The 26884-nt window shown below is 30.6% G+C and carries 28 protein-coding genes and 1 pseudogene; 15 read left to right on the plus strand and 14 right to left on the minus strand.

The window, feature by feature from the left end; translation table 11 throughout:
* Positions 1 to 88: 88 nt before the first annotated feature.
* On the minus strand, positions 89 to 436 hold the full coding sequence (locus AJN58_RS07890; protein WP_002915799.1) for a hypothetical protein: 348 nt from the start codon (positions 434 to 436) through the stop codon (positions 89 to 91).
* Positions 437 to 751: 315 nt separating this feature from the next.
* On the opposite strand from AJN58_RS07890, the gene AJN58_RS07895 reads away from it, so the two are divergent.
* The 10 genes from AJN58_RS07895 (at position 752) to AJN58_RS07940 (ending at position 12431) form a co-directional block, all read left to right on the plus strand.
* Positions 752 to 2101, plus strand: a complete 1350-nt coding sequence (locus AJN58_RS07895) for a CitMHS family transporter (protein ID WP_070233478.1) — start codon at positions 752 to 754, stop codon at positions 2099 to 2101.
* 183 nt (positions 2102 to 2284) lie between these two features.
* Entirely contained in the window at positions 2285 to 4282 is a 1998-nt protein-coding gene (locus tag AJN58_RS07900) for an OPT family oligopeptide transporter (protein ID WP_074470014.1), read from the plus strand.
* Positions 4283 to 4355: 73 nt separating this feature from the next.
* Complete coding sequence (locus tag AJN58_RS07905; RefSeq protein WP_002860630.1) at positions 4356 to 5159, plus strand: undecaprenyl-diphosphate phosphatase; 804 nt, start codon at positions 4356 to 4358, stop codon at positions 5157 to 5159.
* Positions 5160 to 5289: 130 nt separating this feature from the next.
* Positions 5290 to 7098 (plus strand): threonine--tRNA ligase, encoded by a 1809-nt coding sequence (gene thrS / locus AJN58_RS07910; protein WP_070233477.1) that lies wholly within the window; start codon positions 5290 to 5292, stop codon positions 7096 to 7098.
* The gene (infC, locus tag AJN58_RS07915) at positions 7095 to 7613 is read left to right on the plus strand and encodes a translation initiation factor IF-3 (protein WP_070233476.1); all 519 of its coding nucleotides are present in this window, start codon (positions 7095 to 7097) and stop codon (positions 7611 to 7613) included. Before thrS ends, infC begins: the two co-directional genes overlap by 4 nt.
* Positions 7614 to 7651: 38 nt before the next feature.
* Positions 7652 to 8743, plus strand: a complete 1092-nt coding sequence (locus AJN58_RS07920; protein WP_070278514.1) for a DNA adenine methylase — start codon at positions 7652 to 7654, stop codon at positions 8741 to 8743.
* 163 nt (positions 8744 to 8906) lie between these two features.
* Positions 8907 to 9935 (plus strand): N-acetyl-gamma-glutamyl-phosphate reductase, encoded by a 1029-nt coding sequence (gene argC, locus AJN58_RS07925; RefSeq protein ID WP_070233474.1) that lies wholly within the window; start codon positions 8907 to 8909, stop codon positions 9933 to 9935.
* 9 nt (positions 9936 to 9944) lie between these two features.
* Positions 9945 to 10391 carry a GNAT family N-acetyltransferase gene (locus AJN58_RS07930; RefSeq protein ID WP_070233473.1) on the plus strand — a complete coding sequence of 149 codons (447 nt, stop codon included), beginning with the start codon at positions 9945 to 9947 and terminating at the stop codon, positions 10389 to 10391.
* Positions 10392 to 10394: 3 nt separating this feature from the next.
* Positions 10395 to 11240: an acetylglutamate kinase gene (argB, locus tag AJN58_RS07935; RefSeq protein WP_079396354.1), complete on the plus strand. Its 846-nt coding sequence runs from the start codon at positions 10395 to 10397 to the stop codon at positions 11238 to 11240.
* A gap of 3 nt (positions 11241 to 11243) precedes the next feature.
* Positions 11244 to 12431: an aspartate aminotransferase family protein gene (locus AJN58_RS07940; RefSeq protein ID WP_079860136.1), complete on the plus strand. Its 1188-nt coding sequence runs from the start codon at positions 11244 to 11246 to the stop codon at positions 12429 to 12431.
* A gap of 19 nt (positions 12432 to 12450) precedes the next feature.
* Here AJN58_RS07940 and AJN58_RS07945 read toward each other — a convergent pair whose 3' ends face one another.
* Entirely contained in the window at positions 12451 to 13080 is a 630-nt protein-coding gene (locus AJN58_RS07945) for a protein-L-isoaspartate(D-aspartate) O-methyltransferase (RefSeq protein WP_002861021.1), read from the minus strand.
* Positions 13081 to 13168: 88 nt separating this feature from the next.
* Between AJN58_RS07945 and AJN58_RS07950 the strand changes: the two genes are divergently transcribed.
* A complete protein-coding gene (locus tag AJN58_RS07950; protein ID WP_002861022.1) occupies positions 13169 to 13717 on the plus strand; it encodes a gamma carbonic anhydrase family protein in 549 nt (182 codons plus the stop codon).
* Here the strand turns inward: AJN58_RS07950 and AJN58_RS07955 are convergent.
* From AJN58_RS07955 to AJN58_RS07985, 7 genes are all read right to left on the minus strand, one after another.
* Positions 13686 to 15059: a nicotinate phosphoribosyltransferase gene (locus AJN58_RS07955; protein WP_074470018.1), complete on the minus strand. Its 1374-nt coding sequence runs from the start codon at positions 15057 to 15059 to the stop codon at positions 13686 to 13688. The two genes, AJN58_RS07950 and AJN58_RS07955, sit on opposite strands and share 32 nt — an antisense overlap.
* Positions 15046 to 16068 carry a ribonucleotide-diphosphate reductase subunit beta gene (locus AJN58_RS07960; RefSeq protein ID WP_002870660.1) on the minus strand — a complete coding sequence of 341 codons (1023 nt, stop codon included), beginning with the start codon at positions 16066 to 16068 and terminating at the stop codon, positions 15046 to 15048. The genes AJN58_RS07955 and AJN58_RS07960 overlap by 14 nt, the downstream gene beginning before the upstream one ends.
* 14 nt (positions 16069 to 16082) lie before the next feature.
* Positions 16083 to 16493: an RDD family protein gene (locus AJN58_RS07965; RefSeq protein ID WP_002870659.1), complete on the minus strand. Its 411-nt coding sequence runs from the start codon at positions 16491 to 16493 to the stop codon at positions 16083 to 16085.
* Complete coding sequence (gene pyrE, locus AJN58_RS07970) at positions 16494 to 17102, minus strand: orotate phosphoribosyltransferase (RefSeq protein ID WP_002854423.1); 609 nt, start codon at positions 17100 to 17102, stop codon at positions 16494 to 16496.
* Positions 17103 to 17104: 2 nt separating this feature from the next.
* The gene (gene frr / locus AJN58_RS07975) at positions 17105 to 17668 is read right to left on the minus strand and encodes a ribosome recycling factor (RefSeq protein WP_079460285.1); all 564 of its coding nucleotides are present in this window, start codon (positions 17666 to 17668) and stop codon (positions 17105 to 17107) included.
* Positions 17669 to 17677: 9 nt separating this feature from the next.
* On the minus strand, positions 17678 to 18046 hold the full coding sequence (gene secG / locus AJN58_RS07980) for a preprotein translocase subunit SecG (protein WP_070233472.1): 369 nt from the start codon (positions 18044 to 18046) through the stop codon (positions 17678 to 17680).
* A gap of 103 nt (positions 18047 to 18149) precedes the next feature.
* Positions 18150 to 18845, minus strand: a complete 696-nt coding sequence (locus AJN58_RS07985) for a Bax inhibitor-1/YccA family protein (protein ID WP_002851668.1) — start codon at positions 18843 to 18845, stop codon at positions 18150 to 18152.
* 160 nt (positions 18846 to 19005) lie between these two features.
* Between AJN58_RS07985 and AJN58_RS07990 the strand changes: the two genes are divergently transcribed.
* Both AJN58_RS07990 and AJN58_RS07995 read left to right on the plus strand, forming a co-directional pair.
* Positions 19006 to 19641, plus strand: a complete 636-nt coding sequence (locus tag AJN58_RS07990; RefSeq protein WP_002851887.1) for a carbonic anhydrase — start codon at positions 19006 to 19008, stop codon at positions 19639 to 19641.
* A complete protein-coding gene (locus AJN58_RS07995; RefSeq protein WP_044794269.1) occupies positions 19638 to 21521 on the plus strand; it encodes a mechanosensitive ion channel family protein in 1884 nt (627 codons plus the stop codon). The genes AJN58_RS07990 and AJN58_RS07995 overlap by 4 nt, the downstream gene beginning before the upstream one ends.
* 23 nt (positions 21522 to 21544) lie before the next feature.
* Here AJN58_RS07995 and AJN58_RS08000 read toward each other — a convergent pair whose 3' ends face one another.
* From AJN58_RS08000 to AJN58_RS08015, 4 genes are all read right to left on the minus strand, one after another.
* Positions 21545 to 22516: an iron-sulfur cluster assembly scaffold protein NifU gene (locus tag AJN58_RS08000; RefSeq protein WP_002861028.1), complete on the minus strand. Its 972-nt coding sequence runs from the start codon at positions 22514 to 22516 to the stop codon at positions 21545 to 21547.
* Between the two features lie 9 nt (positions 22517 to 22525).
* The gene (locus AJN58_RS08005; protein ID WP_002858709.1) at positions 22526 to 23707 is read right to left on the minus strand and encodes a NifS family cysteine desulfurase; all 1182 of its coding nucleotides are present in this window, start codon (positions 23705 to 23707) and stop codon (positions 22526 to 22528) included.
* A 177-nt stretch (positions 23708 to 23884) separates the two neighbouring features.
* Positions 23885 to 24286, minus strand: coding sequence for a hemerythrin domain-containing protein (locus tag AJN58_RS08010; RefSeq protein WP_070233471.1), 402 nt, complete (start codon positions 24284 to 24286; stop codon positions 23885 to 23887).
* Between the two features lie 138 nt (positions 24287 to 24424).
* On the minus strand, positions 24425 to 25591 hold the full coding sequence (locus AJN58_RS08015; RefSeq protein WP_070233470.1) for a hypothetical protein: 1167 nt from the start codon (positions 25589 to 25591) through the stop codon (positions 24425 to 24427).
* Positions 25592 to 25746: 155 nt separating this feature from the next.
* Between AJN58_RS08015 and rpmI the strand changes: the two genes are divergently transcribed.
* Both rpmI and rplT read left to right on the plus strand, forming a co-directional pair.
* Complete coding sequence (rpmI, locus tag AJN58_RS08020) at positions 25747 to 25938, plus strand: 50S ribosomal protein L35 (protein ID WP_070233469.1); 192 nt, start codon at positions 25747 to 25749, stop codon at positions 25936 to 25938.
* Positions 25939 to 26031: 93 nt separating this feature from the next.
* Positions 26032 to 26385, plus strand: a complete 354-nt coding sequence (gene rplT, locus AJN58_RS08025; RefSeq protein ID WP_002851731.1) for a 50S ribosomal protein L20 — start codon at positions 26032 to 26034, stop codon at positions 26383 to 26385.
* A 318-nt stretch (positions 26386 to 26703) separates the two neighbouring features.
* Here the strand turns inward: rplT and AJN58_RS10400 are convergent.
* Positions 26704 to 26884: pseudogene (locus AJN58_RS10400) on the minus strand (autotransporter outer membrane beta-barrel domain-containing protein); the annotation flags it as partial.

Genomic DNA, 26884 nt, shown 5'->3' on the forward strand with positions numbered 1-26884 from the left:
TTAAAAAAGAGTTTAAATTTTTATTTAAGAGTGATGAAGTAGTTTAGTAAAGAATGATTTTTATAAATCCCTTGTTAAGGGATTTATATTAATAAGCTTTTTTATAACATTGAATTTCAATTTTTCTAGCTACTGGAATAGCTTGAGTATTTGGCGTAGCAGGTGTTCCATAAGAAATTTTACTTTCTAAAAAATTTCCAACCTTTAAGTCTTTAAAAGTTCCATCTTTATCTGTTCCAAAAATACCACAATCATCCATTTCTATTTCGGTATTTGGTAGAACTTTTATAGCCATTTGTCCGCCATAAATTGAGTCAATAAGCAAGGTTTTATTGTTATCATAAATTTGTGCAATAGTACCTTCAAGTTTTAGACTATCTGCAAAAAGCATTGAGCTAGCTAAAAGTGCTGATGCAAATAAAATACTTTTTTTCATAATTATTTCTCCTTCAATGTAAAGTGATAACATTATAAACTTTTTAAGTGAAGTGAATGTGAAGTTAAAAATTTTGACTTTTTAGTTTTGATAAGATTATGTGATTTATCATATTTACCAATCGTTACTTCTAGTTGTAAATTTAAAAGAGTGAATACTTTATCAAAAATAATTAAAAATTATTTTTTATTCTTGTTTAAAATAGTTACATTAAAAAATATATTTTTTCCAAAAATCTATAAATTTAAACACATATAAGTTGGACTTAAAATATCCATTTTATTATTGAATAAAAATGATACAAAAGGATAGGATATGGAAATTTTTTTAGCTTTATTGGGTTTTTTCTCATTAGGATTGATAGTTTGGCTTTTGCTAAAAGATTATGCTACTCCAGCATTAGCTTTTATAAGTGTAAGTATTAGTGTAGCTTGTATTTTACTTATTCTTGAACAGCTTGGTTTTGGCGTGGGTGCAGCTTTAGGGGTTAAAGAAGGAGGTGTTTTTGATATTAAAACATTGGTTGCTTTTATTAAAGATGGAGTCAAAAGCGTAACGGATACGGCAGCTTTGTTTGTTTTTTCTATACTCTTTTTTAGTGTTTTAAATGCAAGTGGTTTTTTTACTAAAATTTTAAATGCGTTTTTATCAAAAATGAAAGCTAATGTATATCAAGTTTGCATTCTTACTGTTTTTATTACTGCTGCTGTGCATTTAGATGGTTCAGGTGCTTCTACTTTTCTTATTGTAATACCTGCATTATTACCTATTTATGAGCGTCTAGGTATAAGAAAGACTTCAATGTTATTGATTATTACTTCGGCTATGGGGGTTATGAATGTTATTCCTTGGGGTGGTCCTACTTTAAGAGCGGCTACTAATATAGGAATGGATGCAAATTTGCTTTGGCACCATATTATACCTATTCAGATTGTAGGTTTGGTATTATCCCTTCTTTTGGCAATTTGGATTGCTAAGATAGAAATAAAAAGAGGTGCAGGCGCAGGTAACTTGTCGGGAATAAATTTAAATATAGAAAAAAGCGAACACCATAATGAAAAATGGTTTTGGTTAAATTTACTTGTAGCTATTGGGGTTATTGGGCTTTTAATTAGTGGTATTTTTCCTAGTTATATTTGCTTTATGATAGGACTTGCAATAATTTTACCGCTTAATTATCCTAATTTAAAAATAGCTAAAAAAGTTTTAGATCGTGCAAGTGCTGGTGCAATGCTTATGTATATTACTTTAATTGGTGCTGGGATATTAATAGGCGTATTTGATAAAAGTGGTATTATGGAGAAAATGGGTGTTTTGATTTTAAATTTTGTTCCAGATTATTTAGGCGCTTATATTCCTTTGATGGTAGGGATATTAGCTGTTCCAATGGCAATTATTTTTTGTACAGATTCTTATTTTTATGGAGTGATGCCTATAGTTTTGAGTGTAACTAAGGCTTTTGGCGCTGAACCTTTGACTATAGCTATTATCATGGTGATAGCAAGAAATTGTGCGACATTTATTTCTCCTGTTGTGCCTGCAACTTTGCTAGGTTGCGGTTTAGCAGAGGTTAATATTAAAGATCATATCAAAAGAAGCTTTTTTTATATATGGGGTATAAGTATTATTTGCTTGATTTTTGCTGAGGTAGCTGGGATAATATAATTAAAATAAAAAAACTTTTGATTTTTCAATGATTGGTTCATTGTTTTATGATATTTTTGAGTCAAAAATTTATAAAAATATAAGCGTTTTTTTGTATTATTTTATTTTGCTTTAGAGAAAAATTATAAATTTAAACTTATAAGAATATTTTTTAACGTTGAAAGTAAATTTTAAAACGGAGAAATGATGTACAAAAAACAAAATTTACCAGAACTTACCTTAAGGGGTTTGATTTTGGGAAGTATTTTAACTATTATTTTTACAGCTTCAAATGTATATTTGGGGTTAAAAGTGGGACTTACTTTTTCATCATCAATTCCAGCTGTGGTCATCTCCATGGCGGTTTTGAGTCTTTTTAAGACTTCAAATATTTTAGAAAATAATATGGTTCAAACTCAAGCTTCAGCAGCAGGAACTTTATCATCAGTTATTTTTGTTATCCCAGGACTTTTTATGTGTGGGTATTGGAGTGAATTTCCACTTTGGCAAACTTTTATGATATGTCTTTGTGGTGGTGGACTTGGAGTGCTTTTTACTATACCATTAAGAAGGGCTATGGTAGTTGAAAGCAAACTTGCTTATCCTGAAGGTAGGGCCGCAGCTGAAATTTTAAAAGTAGCCAATAAAGATCAGAGTAATAAAAAAGGAAAACAAGGTATTAAAGAAATAGCATTAGGCTCTTTTATAGCTGCTATTTTTAGTTTATTAAGCAATGGTTTTAAACTCACTGCAAGTGAGAGTAATTTTGCTTTCATTTGGAATAAAATGGCTTTTGGTTTTTCTATGGGATATTCTTTGGCACTTTTAGGAGCAGGTTATTTAGTCGGTTTAGCAGGTGCTATAGCTCTTTTTGTAGGTATGTTTTTAGCTTGGGGTATTTTTACTCCTTATCTTTCAAATTTTGAATTCGATAGTGCAAAAAATGCCGTAGATTTAGCTTCTAGTGTATGGAGTTCTAAAGTAAGGCTTATAGGAACAGGAGCTATTGCTATAGCAGCGCTTTGGACTTTAATAGAACTTTTAAAACCCGTTATTGAAGGTATTAAAGAAATTGTTAAAAATGTTAAAATTACTAATCAAGAAAAAAATGAAAGAACAAATATAGATCTTTCTTTAAAAAGTATTTTTATACTTTTTGTTTTAATGGTTGTGGGTTTATTTATTACTTTTTATAGTTTTGTTGAAGATGCTAACTTAAGCATTTATTATCAAATGCTATTTTCATTTGTTGGAACTTTAGTTTCTGTTTTAATAGGTTTTTTTGTTGCAGCAGCTTGCGGATATATGGCAGGACTTGTAGGATCTTCTTCTAGTCCTATTTCTGGAATCGGACTTATTGGTGTTATTATTTCTTCTATTGTTTTTTTGGTTTTAGGTGTGGAACTTTTTCAAGATCCTATGCTTTCTAAATTTGCAGTAGCGTTAGCTATTTTTACTACTAGTGTTATTTTGGCTACAGCTGCTATTTCGAATGACAATTTACAAGATTTAAAGACAGGGCATTTAGTCGGAGCTACTCCTTGGAAGCAACAAGTTGCTTTACTTGTAGGCTGTGTTTTTGGTGCTTTGGCTATAGTTCCTGTTTTAAATTTGCTTTATCAAGCCTATGGTTTTGTTGGGGCAATGCCAAGAGAAGGTATGGATGCTTCATCGGCTTTAGCAGCACCGCAAGCGAATTTAATGAGTACTATCGCTCAAGGAATTTTTCATCACAATATAGAGTGGGGTTATATGGCTTTTGGTGTATTTGTAGGAATTTTAATGATTATTATAGATAAAATTTTAAGAAGAACACAGAAGATGTCTTTGCCACCTTTAGCCGTTGGAATAGGTATTTACCTTCCACCTGCTGTAAATATACCTTTAGTTATAGGCGGAATTTTAAAATATATTGTAATGCAATACTTAACTAAAAAATATGCAAAAAATTCTCATAAAGAAGAAAAACTTGCAAGTTGTGAGCAAAGAGGCACGCTTTTTGCTTCAGGGCTTATAGTGGGTGAAAGTATTTTTGGGGTAATTATCGCAGGAATTACTGTATTTTCAGTAAGCATGGGTGGTAGTGAAAATCCTTTAGCTTTAAATTTAACAAATTTTCATGATAGCGAGCTTTTAGCACTTATCTTTTTTGTGGGAGTTGTATTATATTTCATTAAGCGTATTGTTAAAAAAGATGCTTAATTTTTGGGGTTAAAACCCCATTTAATCCATTCTGATATAATTTTTCTTTTGCAATTATCATTCAAGGATTAAAATGGAAAATTTATATGCTTTAATACTTGGAATTATAGAAGGTCTGACTGAGTTTTTACCTGTTTCTTCAACAGGACATATGATTTTAGGTACGACTATTTTAGGTATTGATATAGATGAGTTTTGGAAAAGTTTTTTGATTATTATCCAGCTTGGTTCTATTTTGGCGGTAATTTTTGTATTTTGGCGTAAATTGTTTCAAGGGCTTGATATTTGGTTAAAACTTGCAGTGGGATTTTTTCCTACTGGAGTTATAGGGCTTTTTGTGGCAAAATACTTAAATGCTTTATTTAATGGTTGGGTTGTGGTTGGAATGCTCATTTTTGGTGGTGTTGTGCTTATTCTTATAGAACTTGCGCACAAAAATAAACAATATCGTATCAATTCTTTAGAAGAAATAAGCTTTAAACAAGCTTTTTGTATAGGTATTTTTCAATCTTTAGCCATGATTCCTGGCACTTCAAGGAGTGGAGCAAGTATTATTGGTGGGCTTTTGTTAGGATTTAATAGAAAAGTTGCGGCTGAGTTTAGTTTTTTGCTTGCCATTCCAACGATGATTATCGCTACAGCTTATAGCATTTATAAAGAGCCTGAGCTTCTTAGCAATGCAAATTCTTTAATTCCTTTAGGCATAGGTTTTATCACTGCTTTTATTGTTGCAGTTTTAGTTATAAAATTTTTCTTAAAATTTATTTCTAAATTCGACTTTATCCCTTTTGGAATTTATCGTATTATTTTAGGATTTGTTTTCTTTTATTTGTATTATAGTGGGATTTTAAATGCTGGAAGTGAATTTAAGCTATAAATAAATATTAAATTTATTCTAAGATTTTTTTAAAAATAAGCTGAATTTCAAAAATAATTAAGTCTTAGAAAGTTAAAATTAGAACTTTATAAACACTCACAGGGTAAGTGAGCGACAAAGGGTTAAAAATATGGAAAAAGAAGTTATTGCGTATTTGGACAATGAGACAATAATTGACTCTCAAAGTGTGAAAAATACAAATTTAAAAGAAATTTATTTTGATAATTCTAAAGAAAGTTTAGAAGTAATCCGTCATTCTTGTGCGCATTTAATGGCACAGGCGATTAAGAGTTTGTATCCTGAGGCTAAATTTTTCGTTGGTCCTGTTATAGAAGATGGATTTTATTATGATTTTCGTGTGGAAAGTAAGATTGGCGAAGAAGATTTAGTAAAAATTGAAAAAAAGATGAAAGAACTTGCTGAAGCAAAGATTGAAATTTTAAAATATGAAATCACAAAAAACGAAGCTTTGGCTAAATTTCAAAATGATGATTTAAAACAAGAAGTTTTATTGCGTATTCCTGATGGAGCTGTAAGTATTTATAAACAAGGTGAATTTGAAGATTTGTGTCGTGGTCCTCATGTTCCAAATACGAAATTTTTACGCTTTTTTAAACTCACTCGTGTTGCAGGAGCGTATTTGGGTGGCGATGAAAAAAGAGAAATGCTTACTCGAATTTATGGTACCGCTTTTGCAGATAAGGAAAGTTTAAAAGAGTATTTAACCATTATCGAAGAAGCTAAAAAACGCGATCATAGAAAGCTTGGAACAGAGCTTAAGCTTTTTACTTTTGATGATGAGATCGGAGGAGGTCTTCCTATTTGGTTGAGTAACGGTGCAAGACTTAGATCTAAACTTGAACATATGCTTTATAAGATCCATCGTTTACATGGTTATGAGCCTGTGCGTGGGCCTGAACTTTTAAAAGCAGATGCATGGAAAATCAGTGGGCATTATGCAAACTATAAAGAAAATATGTATTTTACACAAATTGATGAACAAGAATATGGCATTAAGCCTATGAACTGTGTGGGACATATTAAAATTTATCAAAGTGATGTAAGAAGTTATCGTGATTTGCCTTTGAAATTTTTTGAATATGGCGTGGTACATCGTCATGAAAAAAGTGGGGTTTTGCATGGGCTTTTTAGAGTGAGAGAATTCACTCAAGATGATGCACATATTTTTTGTATGCCAAGTCAGATTAAAGAGCAGGTTTTAGAAATTTTAGCTTTTGTGGATAATTTGATGAAATTATTTGATTTTAGCTATGAGATGGAAATTTCAACTAAACCTGAAAAAGCCATAGGTGATGATGAAATTTGGGAAGTAGCAACTAAGGCTTTAAAAGAAGCTTTAGATGAACAAGGTTTAAAATACGGTATTGACGAAGGTGGTGGGGCTTTTTATGGTCCAAAGATCGATATTAAAATCACCGATGCTTTAAAAAGAAAGTGGCAATGCGGAACCATACAAGTAGATTTTAACCTGCCAAGTCGTTTTAAACTCGAATATACTGATAGTGATAATGAAAAAAAACAACCTGTAATGTTGCATCGTGCGATTTTAGGTTCTTTTGAAAGATTTATAGGAATTTTAACCGAGCATTGTGCGGGCGAGTTTCCATTTTTTATTGCACCAACTGCTGTGGGTATAGTACCAATAGGCGAAGCACATATTGCTTATGCAAAAGAAATTCAAAAAGAATTATTAGAGCTTAATATCGATAGTGAGGTGTATGAAAAAAATGAGAGCTTGAGTAAAAAAATTCGTATCGCTGAAAAACAAAAATTACCTATGATTCTAGTTTTAGGTGATGATGAGGTGACAAAGCGTAGCGTTGCTTTAAGAGATAGAAGAGCTAAAGAACAAAAAAATCTTAGCTTGGACGAATTTATTAAATTAGTTAAGGAGAAAATGAGTGAGGTGCACTTTTGAGTAAGGAAAAAGAAGTATTGCTTAATGAAGAAATAAGAGCGGATGAAATCAGATGTGTTGGCGATGATGGTAAGGTTTATGGTATTATCAGTAGCAATGAAGCTTTAGAAATTGCAAACCGTTTAGGGCTTGATCTTGTAATGATAGCCGCGGACGCTAAGCCGCCTGTTTGCAAGATCATGGACTATGGTAAATTCCGTTATCAACAAGAGAAAAAACAAAAAGAAGCAAGGAAAAAACAAAAAGTGATTGATATAAAAGAAATCAAACTTTCTGTAAAAATTGCTCAAAATGATATTAATTACAAGGTAAAACATGCTTTAGAATTTTTAGAACAAGGTAAGCATGTGAAATTTCGTGTATTCTTAAAAGGTCGTGAAATGGCAACTCCTGAAGCAGGTGTAGCCTTACTTAAAAAAATTTGGATCATGATAGAAAATGAAGCTAATCGTGATAAAGAGCCAAATTTTGAAGGTCGCTATGTAAATATGCTTGTAACTCCAAAAAAAGCTTAATCCATTTTTGTGGATAAAGCTTTTAAAGGTTTTAAATTTTGAAAGAAAATCCTTTTTTTTTAAAAGAGCAAATCATAACTTATCTTGGAAATAAAAGAGCACTTTTAAGTTTTTTAAATAAGGGCTTTAATGTAGCTAAAAAAGAACTCGGCAAGGATAAATTTAGTTTTTGTGATATGTTTAGTGGCTCAGGTGTTGTCAGTCGTTTTGCAAAGGCATACTCGAGTTATATTTTAGCTAATGATTTAGAAGATTATTCAAAACTTATCAATAAGTGTTATCTTGCTAATAAAGATAAAGATTTGCTCCAAAATCTAAAAAAGTGTTATAAAAATTTAACCCAAAATTTAGATTTTCAAAAAGGTTTTATCAGTGAGCTTTATGCTCCAAAAGATGATGATAATATTAAAAAAAATGAAAGGGTTTTTTATACTTTTAAAAATGCTTTATATCTTGATACTATGAGACAAAGAATTGAAAATGAAATTCCAAAAGAATTAAAGCATTTTTTTATAGCCCCTTTAATTTATGAAGCTAGTGTGCATTCAAATACTAGTGGAGTTTTTAAAGGTTTTTATAAGGGTAAGGATGGCATCGGAAAATTTGGTGGCGAAGGACAAAATGCACTTAAACGCATTAAAGGGGAAATAGAGCTTAAAATGCCTATTTTTTCAAATTTTTCTTGTGAATTTGAAGTGATGCAAAAGGATGCAAGCATGCTTGCAAAAGAACTTGATTTTTTTGATGTGGTTTATCTTGATCCTCCTTATAATCAACATCCTTATAGCTCTAATTACTTTATGTTAAATTTAATCGCAAATTATAAAAAACCTGAAGAAATTTCTAAAATCAGTGGCATTCCAAAAGATTGGAATCGTAGTACTTTTAATAAGTCAAAATTTGCCCAAGATGCTTTATTTGAACTTATTAATGATTTAAAAGCAAGAGTGATTTTACTTTCTTATAATTGTGAAGGTTTTGTAAAAAAAGAAATTTTTTTAAAGCGTTTAAGTACTCTTGGAAAATGTCGGATTTTAGAACAAAAATATAATACTTTTAGAGCTTCTCGCAATCTTAAAAATCGTAATATCCATCTTCATGAACAACTTTATATTTTAGTTAAAAATTAAATTCTTGTTGCTAAAATTATTTTTTATTTTGCATGATTAAATTAATTTTATTTTTTCAGATGTTTTGATTTTCGAGCAATAAAGATAAGGTTAAAGAGAATAATAGTTAAAATTTTTAACTTTTTTTGTTTATAATACTTGCTTTTACATTTGAAGGATAAAGATGAAAATAAAAGTTGGGATTTTAGGAGCGAGTGGTTATGCAGGTAATGAGCTTGTACGCATTTTGCTTAATCATCCCAAAGTTGAAATTTCTTATCTATGTTCGAGTTCTAGCGTGGGGCAAAATTATCAAGATCTTTATCCTAATATCCCTTTAAATTTATGTTTTGAAAATAAAAATTTAGATGAGCTTGAACTTGATCTTTTGTTTTTGGCTACTCCGCATGAATTTAGCGCTAAGCTTTTAAATGAGAATTTGTTAAAAAAGATGAAAATCATTGATTTAAGCGCAGATTTTCGTCTTAAAAATCCTAAAGATTATGAGCTTTGGTATAAATTCACTCATCCTAATCAAGAGCTTTTGCAAAATGCGGTTTATGGACTTTGCGAGCTTTATAAAGAAGAGATAAAAAAAGCAAGTTTAGTGGCAAATCCAGGTTGTTATACCACTTGTTCGATCTTAAGTCTTTATCCGCTTTTTAAAGAAAGAATCATTGATTTTAACTCAGTTATTATTGATGCAAAAAGTGGGGTAAGCGGAGCAGGAAGAAGTGCAAAGGTGGAAAATCTTTTTTGTGAAGTTAATGAAAATATCAAAGCTTATGGTTTGGCTTCACACCGTCATACTCCTGAAATTGAAGAACATTTAAGCTATGCGGCCAAAGAGAAAATCACTTTACAATTTACCCCTCATCTTGTACCTATGCAAAGAGGAATTTTAATCAGTGCTTATGCAAATTTAAAAGAGAATTTGCAAGAACAAGATATACGCGATATTTATACAAAATACTATCAAAACAATAAATTCATAAGGCTTTTACCGCCGCAGTCGTTTCCGCAGACTCGGTGGGTTAAATCAAGCAATTTTGCGGATATCAATGTTAGTATAGATCAACGCACAAGGCGTGTTATTGTGCTTGGTGCTATTGATAATTTAATTAAAGGCGCAGCAGGACAAGCTGTTCAAAATATGAATTTAATGTTTGATTTTGATGAAGATGAAGGACTTAAATTCTTTGCAAATTTGTAAAGGATAAAAATGTTAATACGAGCTATGCAAAAAAGCGATTATGAAGTCGTTTATAAGCTTTGGTGCGAGATAAAAGGCTTTGGGATAAGAAGCATTGATGATAGCAAAGAAAATATAGAAAATTTTTTAGATAGAAACCCAAATCTTAGCGTTGTAGCAGTGATTGATGAAGAAATTGTAGGAAGTATACTTTGCGGGCATGATGGACGCACAGGGGGATTTTATCATGTATGTGTACATAAAGATCATAGAAAAAAGGGTATAGCACACGAGATGACGAAATTTTGTCTTGAGGCTTTAAAAGCTCAAAAGATCAATAAAATCGCCTTAATCGCCTTTAAAAACAATGATTTGGGCAATGAGTTTTGGAAACATTATGGTTTTACTTTAAGAGAAGATGCGAATTATTACGATCTTTCTTTAAATGAGTATAATCAAACTAGCTTTAATGTTTAAGGAATGATCATGCAAAAATATTTAGAAAAAGCCAATGTCTTAATCGAAGCTTTACCTTATATACGCAAATTTAATTCTAAGATTATACTTATAAAATACGGTGGATCAGCTATGGAAGATGAAGAGCTAAAGCATTGTGTGATGCAAGATATAGCTCTTTTAAAACTCGTGGGTTTAAAGCCTATCATTGTACATGGCGGAGGAAAAGATATTTCTGCTATGTGTGAAAAATTAGGCGTAAAGAGTGAGTTTAAAAACGGTCTTAGAGTTAGTGATAAAGCCACTACTGAAGTAGCAAGCATGGTTTTAAATCATATCAATAAAAATTTAGTTCATAGTTTGCAAAATTTAGGAGTTAAAGCCATAGGGCTTTGTGGTAAAGATGGTGCACTTTTAGAATGTGTGAAAAAAGATGTAAATTTAGCTTTTGTTGGCACGATACAAAAGGTAAATTCGAAAATTTTAGAAGAGCTTTTAGAAAAAGATTTTTTACCTATCATTGCTCCTATTGGCATGGATGAGGATTTTAATACTTATAATATTAACGCTGATGACGCAGCTTGTGCGATTGCTAAGGCTTTAAGGGCTGAAAAACTTGCTTTTTTAACCGATACTGCAGGGCTTTATGAGGATTTTAATGATAAAAATTCTTTGATTTCTAAAATCAGTCTTGAACAAGCTAAAATTTTAGCTCCTAAAATAGAAGGCGGTATGCATGTAAAATTAAAATCTTGCATTGATGCTTGTGAAAATGGAGTTAAAAAGGTGCATATTTTAGATGGGCGCGTGAAGCATTCTTTGTTGCTTGAGTTTTTTACTGATGAAGGTATAGGCACTTTGGTGGGTTAAAGAATGAAAATGGATTATAAAGAACAAAGTCATATTATCCCTACTTATAAGCGTTTTGATATAGTTTTAGAAAAAGGGCAGGGGGTTTATCTTTTTGATGATAAGGCTAAAAAATATCTTGATTTTTCAAGTGGTATAGGCGTTTGTGCTTTAGGATATAATCATGCTAAATTTAATGCTAAAATCAAAGCTCAAGTGGATAAGCTTTTACATACTAGCAATTTATATTATAATGAAAACATAGCCGCTGCAGCTAAAAATTTAGCCAAAGCTAGTGCTTTAGAGCGTGTTTTTTTTACAAATTCTGGCACAGAAAGTATAGAAGGAGCGATGAAAACAGCTAGAAAATACGCCTTTAACAAAGGTATTAAGGGCGGACAATTTATCGCTTTTAAGCATTCTTTTCATGGGCGTACTTTAGGGGCTTTATCGCTTACTGCTAATGAAAAATATCAAAAGCCTTTTAAACCTTTAATTTCAGGGGTTAAATTTGCAAAATATAATGATATTTTAAGCGTTGAAAAACTAGTAAATGAAAAAACTTGCGCCATTATCTTAGAAAGCGTGCAAGGAGAAGGTGGGATAAATCCTGCAAATAAAGATTTTTACAAAGCCTTAAGAAAGCTTTGCGATGAAAAAGATATATTATTAATCGCTGATGAAATTCAATGTGGCATGGGTAGAAGTGGAAAATTTTTTGCCTATGAGCACGCACAAATTTTGCCTGATATTATGACTTCAGCTAAGGCCTTAGGTTGTGGGCTTAGTGTGGGTGCTTTTGTAATAAATCAAAAAGTAGCAAGCAATTCTTTAGAAGCAGGCGATCATGGTAGCACTTATGGGGGAAATCCTTTGGTTTGCGCAGGAGTGAATGCAGTTTTTGAAATTTTTAAAGAAGAAAAAATTTTAGAAAATGTCAATAAACTCACGCCTTATTTAGAGCAAAGTTTAGATGAGTTGATAAAAGAATTTGATTTTTGTAAAAAACGCAAAGGCTTAGGGTTTATGCAAGGGCTTAGTCTTGATAAAAGTGTAAAAGTGTCCAAGGTCATTCAAAAATGCCAAGAAAATGCACTTTTGCTGATAAGTTGCGGGGAGAATGATTTGAGATTTTTACCTCCTTTGATTTTGCAAAAAGAACATATTGATGAAATGAGTGAAAAGTTAAGAAAGGCTCTAAAGAGTTTTTAATAAATTTTGTAAAAAAAGTTTATTCTTTTCCATCTACTATAGGCACAAATAAACATTCTTCTAAAATTTCTTTTTGTAAATTTGTGCCATTTTTTCTAAGGCGTGTGATGAATTGTTTGCCATTGTGTAAAATAGGAGCGACTAAAATCCCGCCATCGCTTAATTGATCGAGTAAAATTTCAGGAATTTGTGTCGCATAAGCAGAAAATAAAATTCTATCATAAGGAGCATAATTTTTCCAGCCATTTTGTCCATCATCAAATTTTACATTGATATTAAAAAGTTCTAATTCTCTGAAAGTTTGAGCGGCTTTTTTGGCTAAATTTTCTATGCGTTCTATGGTAAAAACACGCCTTATGACTTTGCTTAAAATCGCAGCTTGATAGCCGCTTCCACAACCTATCTCTAAAATACTATCAGCATTTTTAAAATCTAAAGCCATAGTCATTTTAGCTACAGTTAAAGGTGAACTAATCCATTGAGAATTTGCCAAAGGCAAAGCATCAAGGCGATAAGCATGGGCTTTTAAAGGAGAAAAAATTTCACGCGGAATTTGACAAAAAGCATTAAAAAGCTCTTCATTGATAAAAACTTTTTGTGCAATTTCTTCAGCCATATTTTGACATCTTTTTTGTTCAAATGCGTTCATTACTTCTCCTATAAATTTAAATAAAAATTGTAACTAAAAAAGTTGAAATAGAGTTAAACTTAGCTATACTTAAATAAAAAGGAAAAAAATGCTTATAAAATTTAAAAATCATAGTCCCAAACTAGGTCAAAATGTTTTTGTTGCAGAGGGAGCTAAAATCATAGGAGAAATAGAAATAGGAGATGAAAGTAGCATTTGGTTTAATTGTGTTTTAAGAGCTGATGTTAATTTTATAAAAATTGGCAAAAGAACCAATATTCAAGATCTTAGCACGGTGCATGTTTGGCATAGGGAATTTGACGAAAAAGGAAAGTTAAAAGATGCTGGTTTTCCTACAATAATAGGAGATGATGTAACCATAGGACATAATTGCGTTATCCATGCTTGTGTGATAAAAAATCGTGTTTTAATCGGAATGAATGCTGTTGTCATGGATAATGCTTTGATAGAAGAAGATAGCATAGTGGGTGCTGGAAGCGTTGTAACAAAGGGTAAAAAATTTCCGCCACGCTCTTTGATACTTGGAAATCCTGCAAAATTTGTGCGTGAATTAAACGATGAAGAAATAAGCTTTCTAAAACAATCCGCTTTAAATTATGTGGATTTTAAAAACGAGTTTTTAAAAGATCTTCAGTGATATTTTGAAGTTTAGGCGAGAGTTTTACTTCAAATTTCACAAAACGATCAAGATCTAAAAAACTCTCATCGAGTTTTGAGATTTGCTCTTTTGTATAATCTTGAATAGTATTTAAAGATGACTTTTTAAGAAGTCTTTTTTCTTTGTAGACTAATTCTAAAAGTTCTTTGCGTTCTAAATTTTCATCTTGATTTGGGTTTTCGTCAAAAACATAAAGCTCATCAAAAAGGATTTTTTGCGTGTTTTTATCATAAACTCTAAAAAGTTTTTTAAAATGAGGTAGGGTTGATTTTTCGTTATTTTCACTGATTTTTATTTTAGGTTTTATACCTTGATCTTCTAAGGCTGCGAGTTTATAAACACAACTAAAAATAGGATCGCTTGAAGCAGTGATCAATCTTTCGCCTACACCAAAGATATCAATAGGTGCGTTTTGTTCTTTGAGTTTTTTAATGCTCCATTCATCAAGGGCGTTAGAAACTATGATTTTACATTTTTGAAGTCCTGCTTGATCAAGTTCTTGTCTGATTTTCAAACTCAACTCAAATAAATTTCCAGAATCTATTCTCACACCGCCTTCTTGGATACCAAATTCTTTAAAAACTTTAATTGCATTTTTAAGTCCGCTATTTAGACAATCATAAGTATCAATCAAAAAAACAGGATTTTTTGGATAAATTTTCACATAAGCTTTAAAAGCTTCAAGTTCATTTTCAAACATTTGCACCCAAGAATGTGCCATAGTTCCATTGATAGGGATATTATAAATTTTTCCTGCTAAAGTACAAGCACTTCCTATGCAACCTCCTATAAAAGCTGCTCTTGCCCCTTTTAAGGCCGCTTCACTTCCTTGTGCTCTGCGTGAGCCAAATTCTAAAATTTTACTGTTTTTAGCTGCACGCACGATACGATTGGTTTTGGTAGCAATAAGGCTTTGGTGGTTTAAACTTAAAAGTAAAAAAGTTTCTAAAAGCTGTGCTTCTATGGTTGTAGCTTTAATACATAGCAAAGGTTCGTTTGGAAAAATCACTTCTCCTTCACGCATAGCATAAATTTCACCTTTAAATTTAAAGTTAGCTAAAAAATCTAAAAATTCTGTATCAAAAATACCTTGTTTTCTTAAAAATTCTATATCTTCTGCATCAAAACTCAAATTTTCAACAAAGTCTAAAATATCTTCAAGACCTGCAAAAATAGCAAAAGATCCTGAATCTGGAATTTTTCTAAAAAATATATCAAAATAACAAATTTGATCTTTTTTATTGTTTTTGAAATAGCCTTGAGACATTGTAAATTCATAAAAATCACAAAGTAAGGCTAAAGAAGTTTTAGAAGTCATCAAAGCTTATACTACCCTTAGAATAATTCGTTACTTTACTTTCAAAGAAATTGCTCTTTTGATCGTTAAATTTTGAAAAATCATCTACCCATTTAATAGGATGTTTTGCATTGTATAGCTTGTCTAAATTGATTGCGCTTAATCTTTGATCTACAAGATAATGGATATATTCTTCTATGATATCATCAGTAAAGCCCATGATTTGATTTTGAGTGATGTATTTACCCCATTTGATCTCAAGATCTCCAGCTTTTTTAAACATATCATAAATTTTATTGATATTTTCATCATGGAACAAATCAGGTCTTTCTTTGCGTACTGAATTGATCATATTTTGAAATAATAAAAGATGTGTGATTTCATCTCTTTGGATAAAGCGGATCATTTGTGCTGAACCTAGCATTTTTCCTGCACGTGCAAGTGCGTAAATAGCAGTAAAACCACTATAAAAATATACTCCTTCTAAAATTTGATTTGCCACCATAGCTAAAAGAAGTTTATTATCATCTACATCGCCTGCTAATTCTTCATAAATGCTTGAAATAAAGTCATTTTTTTCACGCAAAGTTTCATCATGCTTTTCCATTTCATAAATCAAATCTGTATTATCGCAAATCGCTTCTACCATAACAGCGTAAGATTTTGAATGGTTTGCCTCTTCATAAGCTTGGCGTGCTAAAACCGCATTGATTTCAGGAGCTGTGATATAAGGGTTGATATTATCTGCTAAATTATTGGTTTGAAAACTATCCATAGAAATAAGCTGACTCCAAACTAAATCATACATTCTTTTTTCACCTGTGGTTAAATTACAGCGATAATCAAGTGCATCTTTAGTTGTATCCACTTCTTTTGGAAACCAAGTATTTGCCTCCATTAAATCCCAAAGTTTTAAAGCCCAAGTATATTTTGCCTTAGTGAAATTTAAAATTCCATGTGGGTTACCATCAAAAACTTTACGATCTCCTAGGGTTTCGTTTGAGCTTGGATTGTAAATTCTTTTTCTTTGCATTTTTTAACCTTTCTTTATGCTTTGGTGGCTATACAACTTTGAGTTAAAATATCATGTAAATTTAAACGATCTTTTCTTACAAAACTGACAAATAAACCAAAGAGTAAGCCAAAACTTATAATAAATATCACATATCTTAGTAAAATTCTAAGAAAACTTAGTTTCTTTCCCGTTTTTATATCAATAAGATATAAATCATATGCTTTAAGACCTGGGCTTTGTGCCTTTTTTGTTAAAAAAATAGCTTGAATCAAACCAAATAAAAAAGTACATAAAGTTGTGATAAAATGGTTGTTTAAAAAAGCTTCTTTAGAGCCTAATATAAAATAAAATAAATATAAAATAGGAACATAAATAAGAAAAATATCTATAAGCAAAGCTCTAAATCTTAACCATCTAGAGCTAATTTTTGCTTTAGTTTTCATTTAATTTCCACGACTTCCTGGTTTTATGGCTTTGCTCCCTTTTTTACAAAGCGGACAATTTGTTTCATCATAAATTTCAAATTCAAAATTTCCTAGAGTAAAGAGTGGTAAATTTTCAGGTAATTTCGCATTATCTTTTCTTGGAGATTTTAGATTTTCTACCGCACAAAAACCACGATTTGCTAATGCTGCAAAACCTACAACAATGCCACCTAAACTTTCAATGATTTTTGCACTCTCTAAAGCACTACCACCTGTAGTAATGATATCTTCACAAATTATAAATTTTTCACCCTTTTTTACTTCAAAACCACGTCTTAAAGTCATTTCTTTATTTACTCTTTCAGTGAAGATAAAACGTTTACTACAAGCTCTCGCAAGCTCATAACCTGCTAAAATTCCACCTAAAGCAGGAGAACAAATGCTATCAAATTCTATCTTATAGCTTGCAATAATCTTTGCAAGTTCATCACAAAGTTTTGCTGCTAATTTTGGATCCTCTAAAACTTTTGCACTTTGAAGATAAAATTGCGAATGTTTACCTGAACTTAGTAAAAAATGCCCTTCTAAATAAGCACCACAATCTTTATAAATTTGCTCTAAATTCATCGTTAAACCTTTAAAAGTTCACTTTCTTTGCTTTTTACACTCTCATCAATTTTTGTTGTATAGGTGTCGGTAAGTTTTTGCACTTCATCATAAGCTTTTTTTGCTTCATCTTCGCTTATTGCCTTATCTTTTTCTAGTTTTTTAACTGCATCGTTGGCATCTTTGCGTATATTTCTTATAGAAACTTTTGCCTTTTCACCCATAGCTTTAGCTTGCTTTACGTTTTCTTCTCTTTGCTCTCTAGTCATCGGAGGGAAAAATAATTTTACACTTTCGCCGTCATTGTTTGGATTTACACCGATATTTGCAGCTGCAATAGCACTTTCTATGGTTTTTAGTAAAGGTTTTTCCCAAGGAGTGATGCTAATAGTTGAAGCATCGCTTGCTAAAACAGTTGCTACTTGATTTAAAGGAGTTTGAGTTCCGTAATAATCCACTGTAATATGATCTAAAATATGGGTATTAACTTTTCCAGTTCTTAAAGTGGTGAAGTCTTTTTTTAAGGCTTCTAAAGATTTTTCACTTTGGGTTTTTTGTTTGTTAAAAATTTCACTTAGCATTATCATTTCCTTTAATTATTTACTTGAATTAACATCGCTTGGAAGTTGTGGTGCACTTGGAGCGATAGAATTTGTGTTTGGGGTAGCAGGCACAATAGGAGCGCTTGGAATAGTAGTGTTGTTTTCTACTTTAATTTTCTCTGCTAGAGAGTCCTTGCTAGCTTTATTGTATAAATAACCAAGACCAATAGTATTTGCAATAAGTAAAATTCCCATAATAAAGGTAAATTTTGCTAAAAATCCAGCCGGTCCTTTGGCGCCAAATAAACTTTCATTGCTTCCACTATAAGCTCCAAGTCCTATACTTGAACTTTTTTGAAGTAAAACTGCTATACAAATAACTACAACGATGATAAATTGTAAAATGATTAAAAGAGTGATCATTGAAAATTCCTAAAAGTTAATTTTTAAATGATTATTTTAGCTAAATAAAACTTGAAAAGTTTTGAAACTTGATAAGTTTTTGTGAGAAAAATCCCACAAAAACTTATCTGCTATTGAAGCTTCTTAAGATATTAAGTAAAGATACGAAAAGATTAACAAAATCAAGATAAAGTGCTACTGCACCTTCGATTGGAGTTTCATAATTTCCGCGGATAATATTTTGCGTATCATAAAGAATGTAAAATGAAAATAATATTGCAGCTACTGCTGAAATAGCTAGATTAACTATACTGCTTTGGAAGAAAAGGTTTAGTAAAGATGCTGCTACAATAACGATTAATACTATAAATAAAGCTTTACCCATAACAGTAAAATCTTTTTTTGTATTCATAGCAAATACACTAAGTCCTGCAAAAGCAACCGTTGTTAAAGCAAAAGCTTGAGCGATGATAATTCCTCCAGCTGGTAGAGCTAAAACTGAAATAAGTAAAGGTGTAAGCGTTAAACCTGAGCAGAAAGTAAAACCAAAAAGTAAAACAAGATTTAATGGAGCCTCTCTTTTTTTCCATTGCAAAGCAAATAAAAGTCCGATTTCAACAGCAAAAAGGATCCAAAAAGTTACTTGTGATTGTATAAAAAATGATGCTAAAGCAAAAATTCCTACATATGCACCTACTGTTGCAGCTAATAATGAAGCAGCAAAAAGTTGATAAGTTTGTTTAATAAAAATACTTAATTCGCTTGAGCGTGTATTTTCAAATTCTTTTGATCTTGAGTAGTCTCTATCATAAAGACTCATAAAATTCTCCTTGCAAAATTGTTAGATTTTTTAAAATCTTGAGCGAAATCTAACATATTAGACTAAATAAAAAGTTAATTTATATAATATCTTAATGCTTAAATGAAATCTTTGCTGAAATTTTGTTATAATTTCAAGATTTTAGTTTTAGGTTGGTTTTATGGAAAATCTTATTAGCGGTGCGATTAAGTTTATGCAAGAAGACTTTAAGGAGCATGAAGAACTTTTTGAAAGTCTAAAAAATAAGCAAAATCCCCATACTCTTTTTATAGGTTGTTCTGATTCTAGAGTAATTCCAAATTTGATCACTAATACGGGTCCAGGTGAGCTTTTTGTAATACGAAATATTGCAAATATAGTTCCACCTTATCGCGTTGGAGAAGATTACTTGGCGACAACTTCAGCAATAGAGTATGCTTTAAATTCATTGCATATTAAAAATATCGTCGTTTGTGGCCATAGTAATTGTGGAGGTTGCAATGCTCTTTATTATTCTGATGAAGAGTTAAATAAAATTCCTAACGTGAAAAAATGGCTTACTATGTTAGATCCGATAAAAAAAGATGTGATGATTTTTGCAAGAGACGATTTGGCTATGCGTTCATGGCTTACAGAAAAATTAAATTTAGTAAATTCTTTGCAAAATATACTTACTTATCCAGGCGTGCAAGAAGCTTTAGATGAAGGAAAAATAGAAGTACATGCTTGGTATTATATTATAGAGACAGGTGAAATTTATGAGTATGATTTTAAAGCAAAAATTTTTACTTTAATACAAGATAGGAAAGTTCAATGAAGAAAATTATTTTTAGTTTATGTTTTTTTATTTTATACCTTGGAGCACAAGAATTTAAATTTATTGATGCGAATATTAGTAAAGAAGATGAAGGAATTTATGCTTTAGTTGAAAAATATGTTGATCTTAACAATCAAATTAAAGAATTTAAGAAAAACAATGATGAAAATTCAAGCACTTTTAATGGTATTTTAAGTGAATTTGAAAAAGACAAAAAGACTATTTTAGCAAAAATACCCGATATGATAGTAGGACAAAAGATTAATGAAGAGGCAGTGGCTAGATTTTTAAAAGCAAAAGAAAAATTACTAGATGTTCAAAAAAAGAATATTAATAAGCCTTACATTTATACAGATGCCACTCTTAATCTAGTTTATTTTAACATTGTGGAAAGTTTTTATTCTTCTTTGTTTGAAGTGGAAAAACTTTTTAAAAATACAGCAAGTAGTGAAGATTTAATTGCTACTGTTGATAAGGCAATGGAAAATTTACAAAATTCTTCTAGTGTAAATTTAGATAGTTTTAAAAGCAAAATTACAAATCCAGAAGAATTGGAAAAAATTACCCTAAAAGAAAGATATATTGGTAACGCTCTAGATTCTTATTCTGAAATTCTTAAGTATTTACGATCAAATGCAGATTTGCTTGAAAGTAATTATATTTTTTCACTACTTGAGCTTCAAGTTTGGATAGATCGTATAAACGAGGCAATTGGGGTAAGTTTTGTTAATATCGGAAAAATAGTAATTTCTGCTTTGGTTTTAGTTTTTTTTATATCTTTAAGACGTTTTTTTGCAAATATAGTATATTTTTTCCTTGTTCGGCTTTTTTATAGAAATAAAAATGATGTAGATGATATTAAAGTTATTTTTATTGAGAATATTAAAAAACCAGTGAGTTTTTTTCTGATTGTTTATGCTATTTCGATTTGTCTTACTATAGCAACTTATCCTGCACCTTTAAGTATTAATTTGAGTAATTTTTTCCACATAATTTATGCGGTTTTGATTGCATGGCTTATTTTAAAAATGCTTGATGGTTATGGAATGGTACTAGTTTCTAAGCTTGCTCAAAAAAGCGGAAAAAAAGAAGTTGTAAATTTAATTATTAAAATTTTATATTTTGTTATTATTATCATAGCTTTATTATATATCCTTGCTCAGCTTGGTTTTAATATTTCAGCTATTATTGCATCTTTGGGAATTGGTGGTTTAGCTGTTGCTTTAGCAGCGAAAGATATAATTGCAAATTTCTTTGCTTCTATACTTTTACTTTTTGATAATAGTTTTAATCAAGGAGATTGGGTAGAGGTTTCAGGTATAGAAGGAACAGTAGTTGAAATAGGACTTAGAAAAACTACTATTAGAACTTTTGATAATTGTCTCGTATTTTTACCAAATTCAACTATTATGGGAGCTAATATCAAAAATTGGAGTAAAAGACGCATGGGTCGCCATGTTAGAATGTATTTGGGTGTTGGTTATGATGCTACTCCTGAAAAATTAGATCAATGTGTAAAAGATTTGAAAGAATTTTTGGATACAAGTGATTTGGTAGCTCACGATGAGGATAGTGCATTAAAATATGGTGATCATACGACAAAATATCGTCAAAATCTTGTATCTATTAACGATTTAGAAGGCTATAAAAATGCTTGTTATGTGGCTTTAAGCGAATTTGCAGATAGTAGTATTAATATAGAGCTTTATTTTTATACCAAAGAAATAGGTGGAAAAGATTTTAGAGAAGCTAGACAAAGTTTAATGCTTGAGTTTATGCGTATAATTGAAAAAAATGGTTTAACCTTTGCTTTCCCAAGTCGCAGTATTTATATAGAAAATTTACCACCCCTTGATTTGCAAGCAAAAGCTATAAAATAGCAAGATTTTATCTTGCTATTTTTTTAAACTGGCATAACGCGTATATTTGGACTTAATTCTTCTTGTAAAATTGTTTCAATAGCATAAAGTGTTGCACCACTTCCACTAGAACAACCACTACAAGCACCAAGATAACGAATATAAACATCAATTGCTGCGCCTTCAGCCTTTTGTATATCAATTACTTCCAAATCTCCACCATCATTATGAAGCATAGGGCGAATTTCAGCATCTAAAACACTTTCAACTGCTTTTAATTGTCCTACTACGGTCATTTCATCAAAAGCTACATCACTTTTCATTGTATTTTTGAGTTTTTCTCTATCCATCTCGGCTCTGGTTTCAGCTAAAATATCTACAAGGTAATAATCTCTTTTTTCATGTCCGCCTGGTTTGATACAGGACTTGCAAAAAGCACCTGCTTTAGTATATTGTGTGATTTCTTCTACACTATGCAAATCATTAAGTTTAATCACTTCTTTAATAGTTCCAAGACTTACTCTAGCGCACTCACAAACTATAATTTGATCTTCAAAATCTTCAGGACTTATACCTTTATAATGAGCTGCTGCTTGTTTGATTACATCATAAGCCATAACCGAACAGTGCATTTTTTGAGGTGGAACAGCTGGAGTTTCTGGATTATCACGCATAGCAAATTCCACATCTAAATTTGTGATTTTTACTGCTTCATCTACAGTTTTTCCTATGCAAAGATCTACCATAGTATCACTACTTGCTATAGCTGTACCACAACCAAAACTTTTAAATTTTGCATCGATAATTTTATCAGTTTTTTCATCTACAAGCCAAAAAAGTCTTACTGCATCACCGCAACTTTCTGCGCCAAAATCAGCTACGATCAATTTTGCATTGCGTGCTTTAGCATCTTCTTCGCTAAATTCTCCCATATGTTGAGGATTATTCATTCTATCTTGAACTTTTTGTGAATACTCATCCCAAATGGATCCACCAATTAAACTATTTTTTCCCATTTTTCATCCTTATTTGTAATTATTTGGATTATAAGCATAAGTACAAGAAATTGCTCTTAATCTCTGTGTTGCATTTTTAATTTGTTTTGCTGCATAATCAATTTCTTCTTCAGTGTTAAAACGTGACAAAGAAAGTCTTAAAGCTGTATGCGCTAAATCATGCTCCGCACCGATAGCTTCCATAATAGGATTGCTTTCTAAAGCTTCACTTGCACAGGCTGAGCCCGTACTTGCAGCTATACCATTTTTATTTAAATCCCAAAGCATTGCTTCGCCTTCAACACCTTTAATACTTGCTAAGATTGTATTAGGCACACGGTGTTCCCTTTTTCCAACCACTGTTGTATCAGGCAAGGCTAAAATTTGATCTTCTAGTTTATCTCTTAAACGGCGTATATGAGAATCTTCAAAATCAAGCATAGTATTTGCAATACGCAAAGCCTCGCCCATAGCCACTATATAAGGCACATTTAAAGTTCCACTTCTACGACCACCCATGTGTTCTCCACCGTGTAAAAGTGGAGTAAGTTTAAGTCCTTTTTTTATAAAAAGTCCACCCACACCCTTTGGTCCATGAAATTTATGCGCCGAAAATGAAGCAAAATCAACTCCTACTTGAGTCAAATTAACCTTTATTTTGCCTACTGCTTGAGTAGCATCTGTATGAAAAAGAGCGCCAAATTCATGTGCAAGTTCTGCCATCGCTTTAATATCAAAAATCATACCTGTTTCATTATTTGCCCACATAACACTTACAAGTGCTGTTTTATCGCTAATCACTTTACGTAAATCTTCTACAGTAGAAACCCCTTCTTCATTTACAGGGAGTTCTATGACTTTTACTCCAAGACTTTTTAAAAAATAAGCAGCAGCGGTAACAGCAGGGTGTTCTACGCTAGAAATAATCACTTCATTGCGTTCTTTATCTAAAATATGATCAAAATACACACCCTTAAGCACCCAGTTAATGCTTTCTGTCGCACAGGAGGTTACAACTATGTCATCTAGGTCATTTGCTCCAAGTCCTGCATAAAGTTTATCCAAAGCTTCTCTTAAGGCAGGATGTGTTGCGCTACCATATTGATGAAGGCTATTTGGATTTCCATACATATCCTTTAAAAAAGGTAGCATCAACTCATAAGCATTAGGATCAAGCATCGTCGTTGCATTGTTATCTAAATATACTTTCACTTTAAAATCCTTAATTTATCCTTAACTTTAATTAGGATATTTTTTATCTTTATTCGAAAATGGATAATAACAAAAATTTATAAAAATTAGGTTAAAAATTATAACAAAAATAAAATGTTAAAGTAAAATTTTAAAGTGAAATATTTTGTGGATTTTATATAGTAAAAATGAGAAATACTATTTCTTAAATTTTTCTTCGTAATACTTTACTATTTTTGAATCTTCTTTGACTGTATGTTTAAAGATAAAATCTTGAACAACGAGATCTAGCTTTTCAGTCATTATATTTACAAATTTAGCTTCACTGATGATAATTTCTTCAATTTCTAAGATAATTTTTCTGTGAATTCTTGTATGATGGTTGATATAAGGATATTCTATTTCTCTCATAAAGGCTTCTTCATCTGAAAAATGTCTATTGATCATTATCAACAACTCTCTTAAAACAATTTTTAATTCTTTTGTTTCAACATGACGTTGGCTCATTAAAGAGAGTTTTTTAGAAATTTCAAAAAGTTCTTTATGTTGATGATCTAAAAGATCATTATTCATTGAAATAATTTTTTCACTATAAATCATGGTTTTGAGTGCTTTTATATTTATATTTTTTCGGGGGCGAATTATAATGTTATTATACTTAAAATTTTATTAATTAATCATATAAAAATTATTATTATTGAAATATTTATAATTTATATATTTTTTGTAAAAATTATTTTAAACCATCACAGACATATAAGAGTTTAGAATTTTATTTATATTTGCTTGTTTTTGGCGACGATCTAGAAAATTTTCTATAGAATTAGAGCGTAGTTGATTTACCTCTTCTAATCTTTGCGTGTCTTGACTTTGGTTTTGATATTGTTTTTTAAAAGCATCAAAATCATTGCGAGTTTGATCGATATAAATTTGAAATATTGAGCTTGAATTTGCAAATTCTCTTAAATCCATATCTTTTTGGTAGTTAATATATTGTTGAAAAAATACAGATAGTTTGTCTTGAGTACTTGTTTTTTTATCTATGCCATTAACATAAAGATAAAGATCAAAACTCATCTTTTTTTCATTTTCTTTTTTAATATAATCTTCTATATCCATTTCGCCTTTAAGAATTTTTTGTAAATTTTGATGAGAGCTCAGTTCTAGAGTGACAGGTTTCATAAAAAAGTTAAATTCTTTTTCATTTTGGGTTTTTATATCATGGTAGATAAAATTCATTAAAAGACCAGATTTTGATACTTCTGCATTTTTAGTTAAATAAGGTTTTAAAATTTCATTAGAAGAAGTATTTTCTATGGCTTTATTAAAATGAAAATTAGTTATTTTATTATCTAACATTAAAGTATTTAAATTTGTGATATTGCTTAATGCTAAATCAATTTCTTCTTGATTGTTGTAAATTCTTGAAATTTGGCCCAAAAATTCTCCATTATCTGTTGAAAAACCTGATGATAGTTTTGAAATAAAATCGCGATTTAAATAAGCATTATCATCTTGTAAAAATTCTGAATTTATAGATTTTAATGAACTATGATAGCTATTTAAAAGATAAGGTAGATCAATTTTATTATAATTTAAAATTTCATCTTGTTTCGTGAGTTCTTTTGCTATACTTCTAACGCTTTTAATATTGATATCATAAGATTCTGGTATATTGGCAATTTTATTTAAATCTTTATCGAAAAAACCTTCTTCATTGATTCTAAATCCAAATTCACTGGCATAAGTGGTATTATTAAAAATATAACTTAATTGTTCTAAGCTATTTTCATTTCCTTCTTGTTCTAAAGCTTTGCTATCTTTAATTAAATTTAGAGCAGAGCTATTCTGTAAAGGATTAGATAAGGTTAAATTTTGATACGGATTTGCCGAATTTATAGTCATTTTAAATCTTTCCAAAATATTGCTGATTTTTTATAAGCAAAAGGTGTGCCAAGTTTTTTAAAAATTAAATTCAGTCAAAAATTAGAAAACATTTGATAGTATTTAGCTTTTCTTTTAATTTGAAAAATAAAAATTTATCTAAATAAGGAAAGCGTATGCCAAAGATGAAAAGCGTTAAAAGCGCAGTTAAACGCTTCAAAGTAGGTAAAAATAAAATCAAAAGAGGCTCAGCTTTTAGAAGTCATATTTTGACTAAAAAACCTGCAAAAAGAATGCGTGATCTTCGCACAGCTAAATATGTGCATAACACAAATGTAAAAGCTGTTGAAAAAATGCTAGGAATTTAAGTTTTTGACTAAAAGTCATTCAAACTCCCCTCTGAGATAAAATTTCAAGGGTAAGCTCCAAATTTGGACGCCACTTTATGAAAGGAAATAAAAATGGCAAGAGTAAAAACAGGTGTTGTTAGACGCCGCAGACACAAAAAAGTTTTAAAATTAGCACGTGGTTTTTATAGTGGACGCCGTAAACATTTTAGAAAAGCGAAAGAACAATTAGAAAGAAGTCTAGTCTATGCTTATCGTGATAGACGCCGCAAAAAAAGAGACTTTCGCCGTCTTTGGATTGTGCGTATCAATGCTGCTTGTAGGCTTAATGATTTAAGTTATTCAAGATTTATTAATGGTCTTAAAAAAGCAGGTATTGAACTTGATAGAAAAATTCTAGCAGATCTAGCTATGAATGATGCTGCTGCTTTTGCAAAAATTGCAGAGGCCGCAAAAAAAGCACTTTAATTTTTTAGTGTAAGAATTTCAAGATTTTATCTTGAAATTCTTAAAATTCTAAACAACCTTACAGCATAAATTTTATTCTCAAAAATTTTTTTACATTTTATTTTTTTTATTTATCATTGAATTTATATAAAATCACATTTATTGTGCCTTGAAGCTTTTAAAACGACTAAATTCTACAGTATGTAATTTTTAAATTATCCAAAAAGAATTTAACGACTTTAACAACATCCATCCTAATAATTTTAAAATTATCAGGATGAAATTTTTAACAAGTAGGAGAGTAAAAACTAATTAAACTAAGTATGATCTTTTATAAGATTACCAAAGATAATTAAACTGAGTAAATCCTGTATGGGTATTGCCATCTTTATCAAACATTCCATTATAGTTTAAACTAAAATAGAAAGCTTCATTAACAGGAATAATTAAAGAAGTGCTTACAAATTTTTGTACTCTTGGTAAATCAAACTCATCACTTACTTTTACACTTCCAAATCTA

It is taken from the genome of Campylobacter sp. BCW_4321 (assembly GCF_001763075.1).
GTDB lineage: Bacteria > Campylobacterota > Campylobacteria > Campylobacterales > Campylobacteraceae > Campylobacter_D > Campylobacter_D jejuni.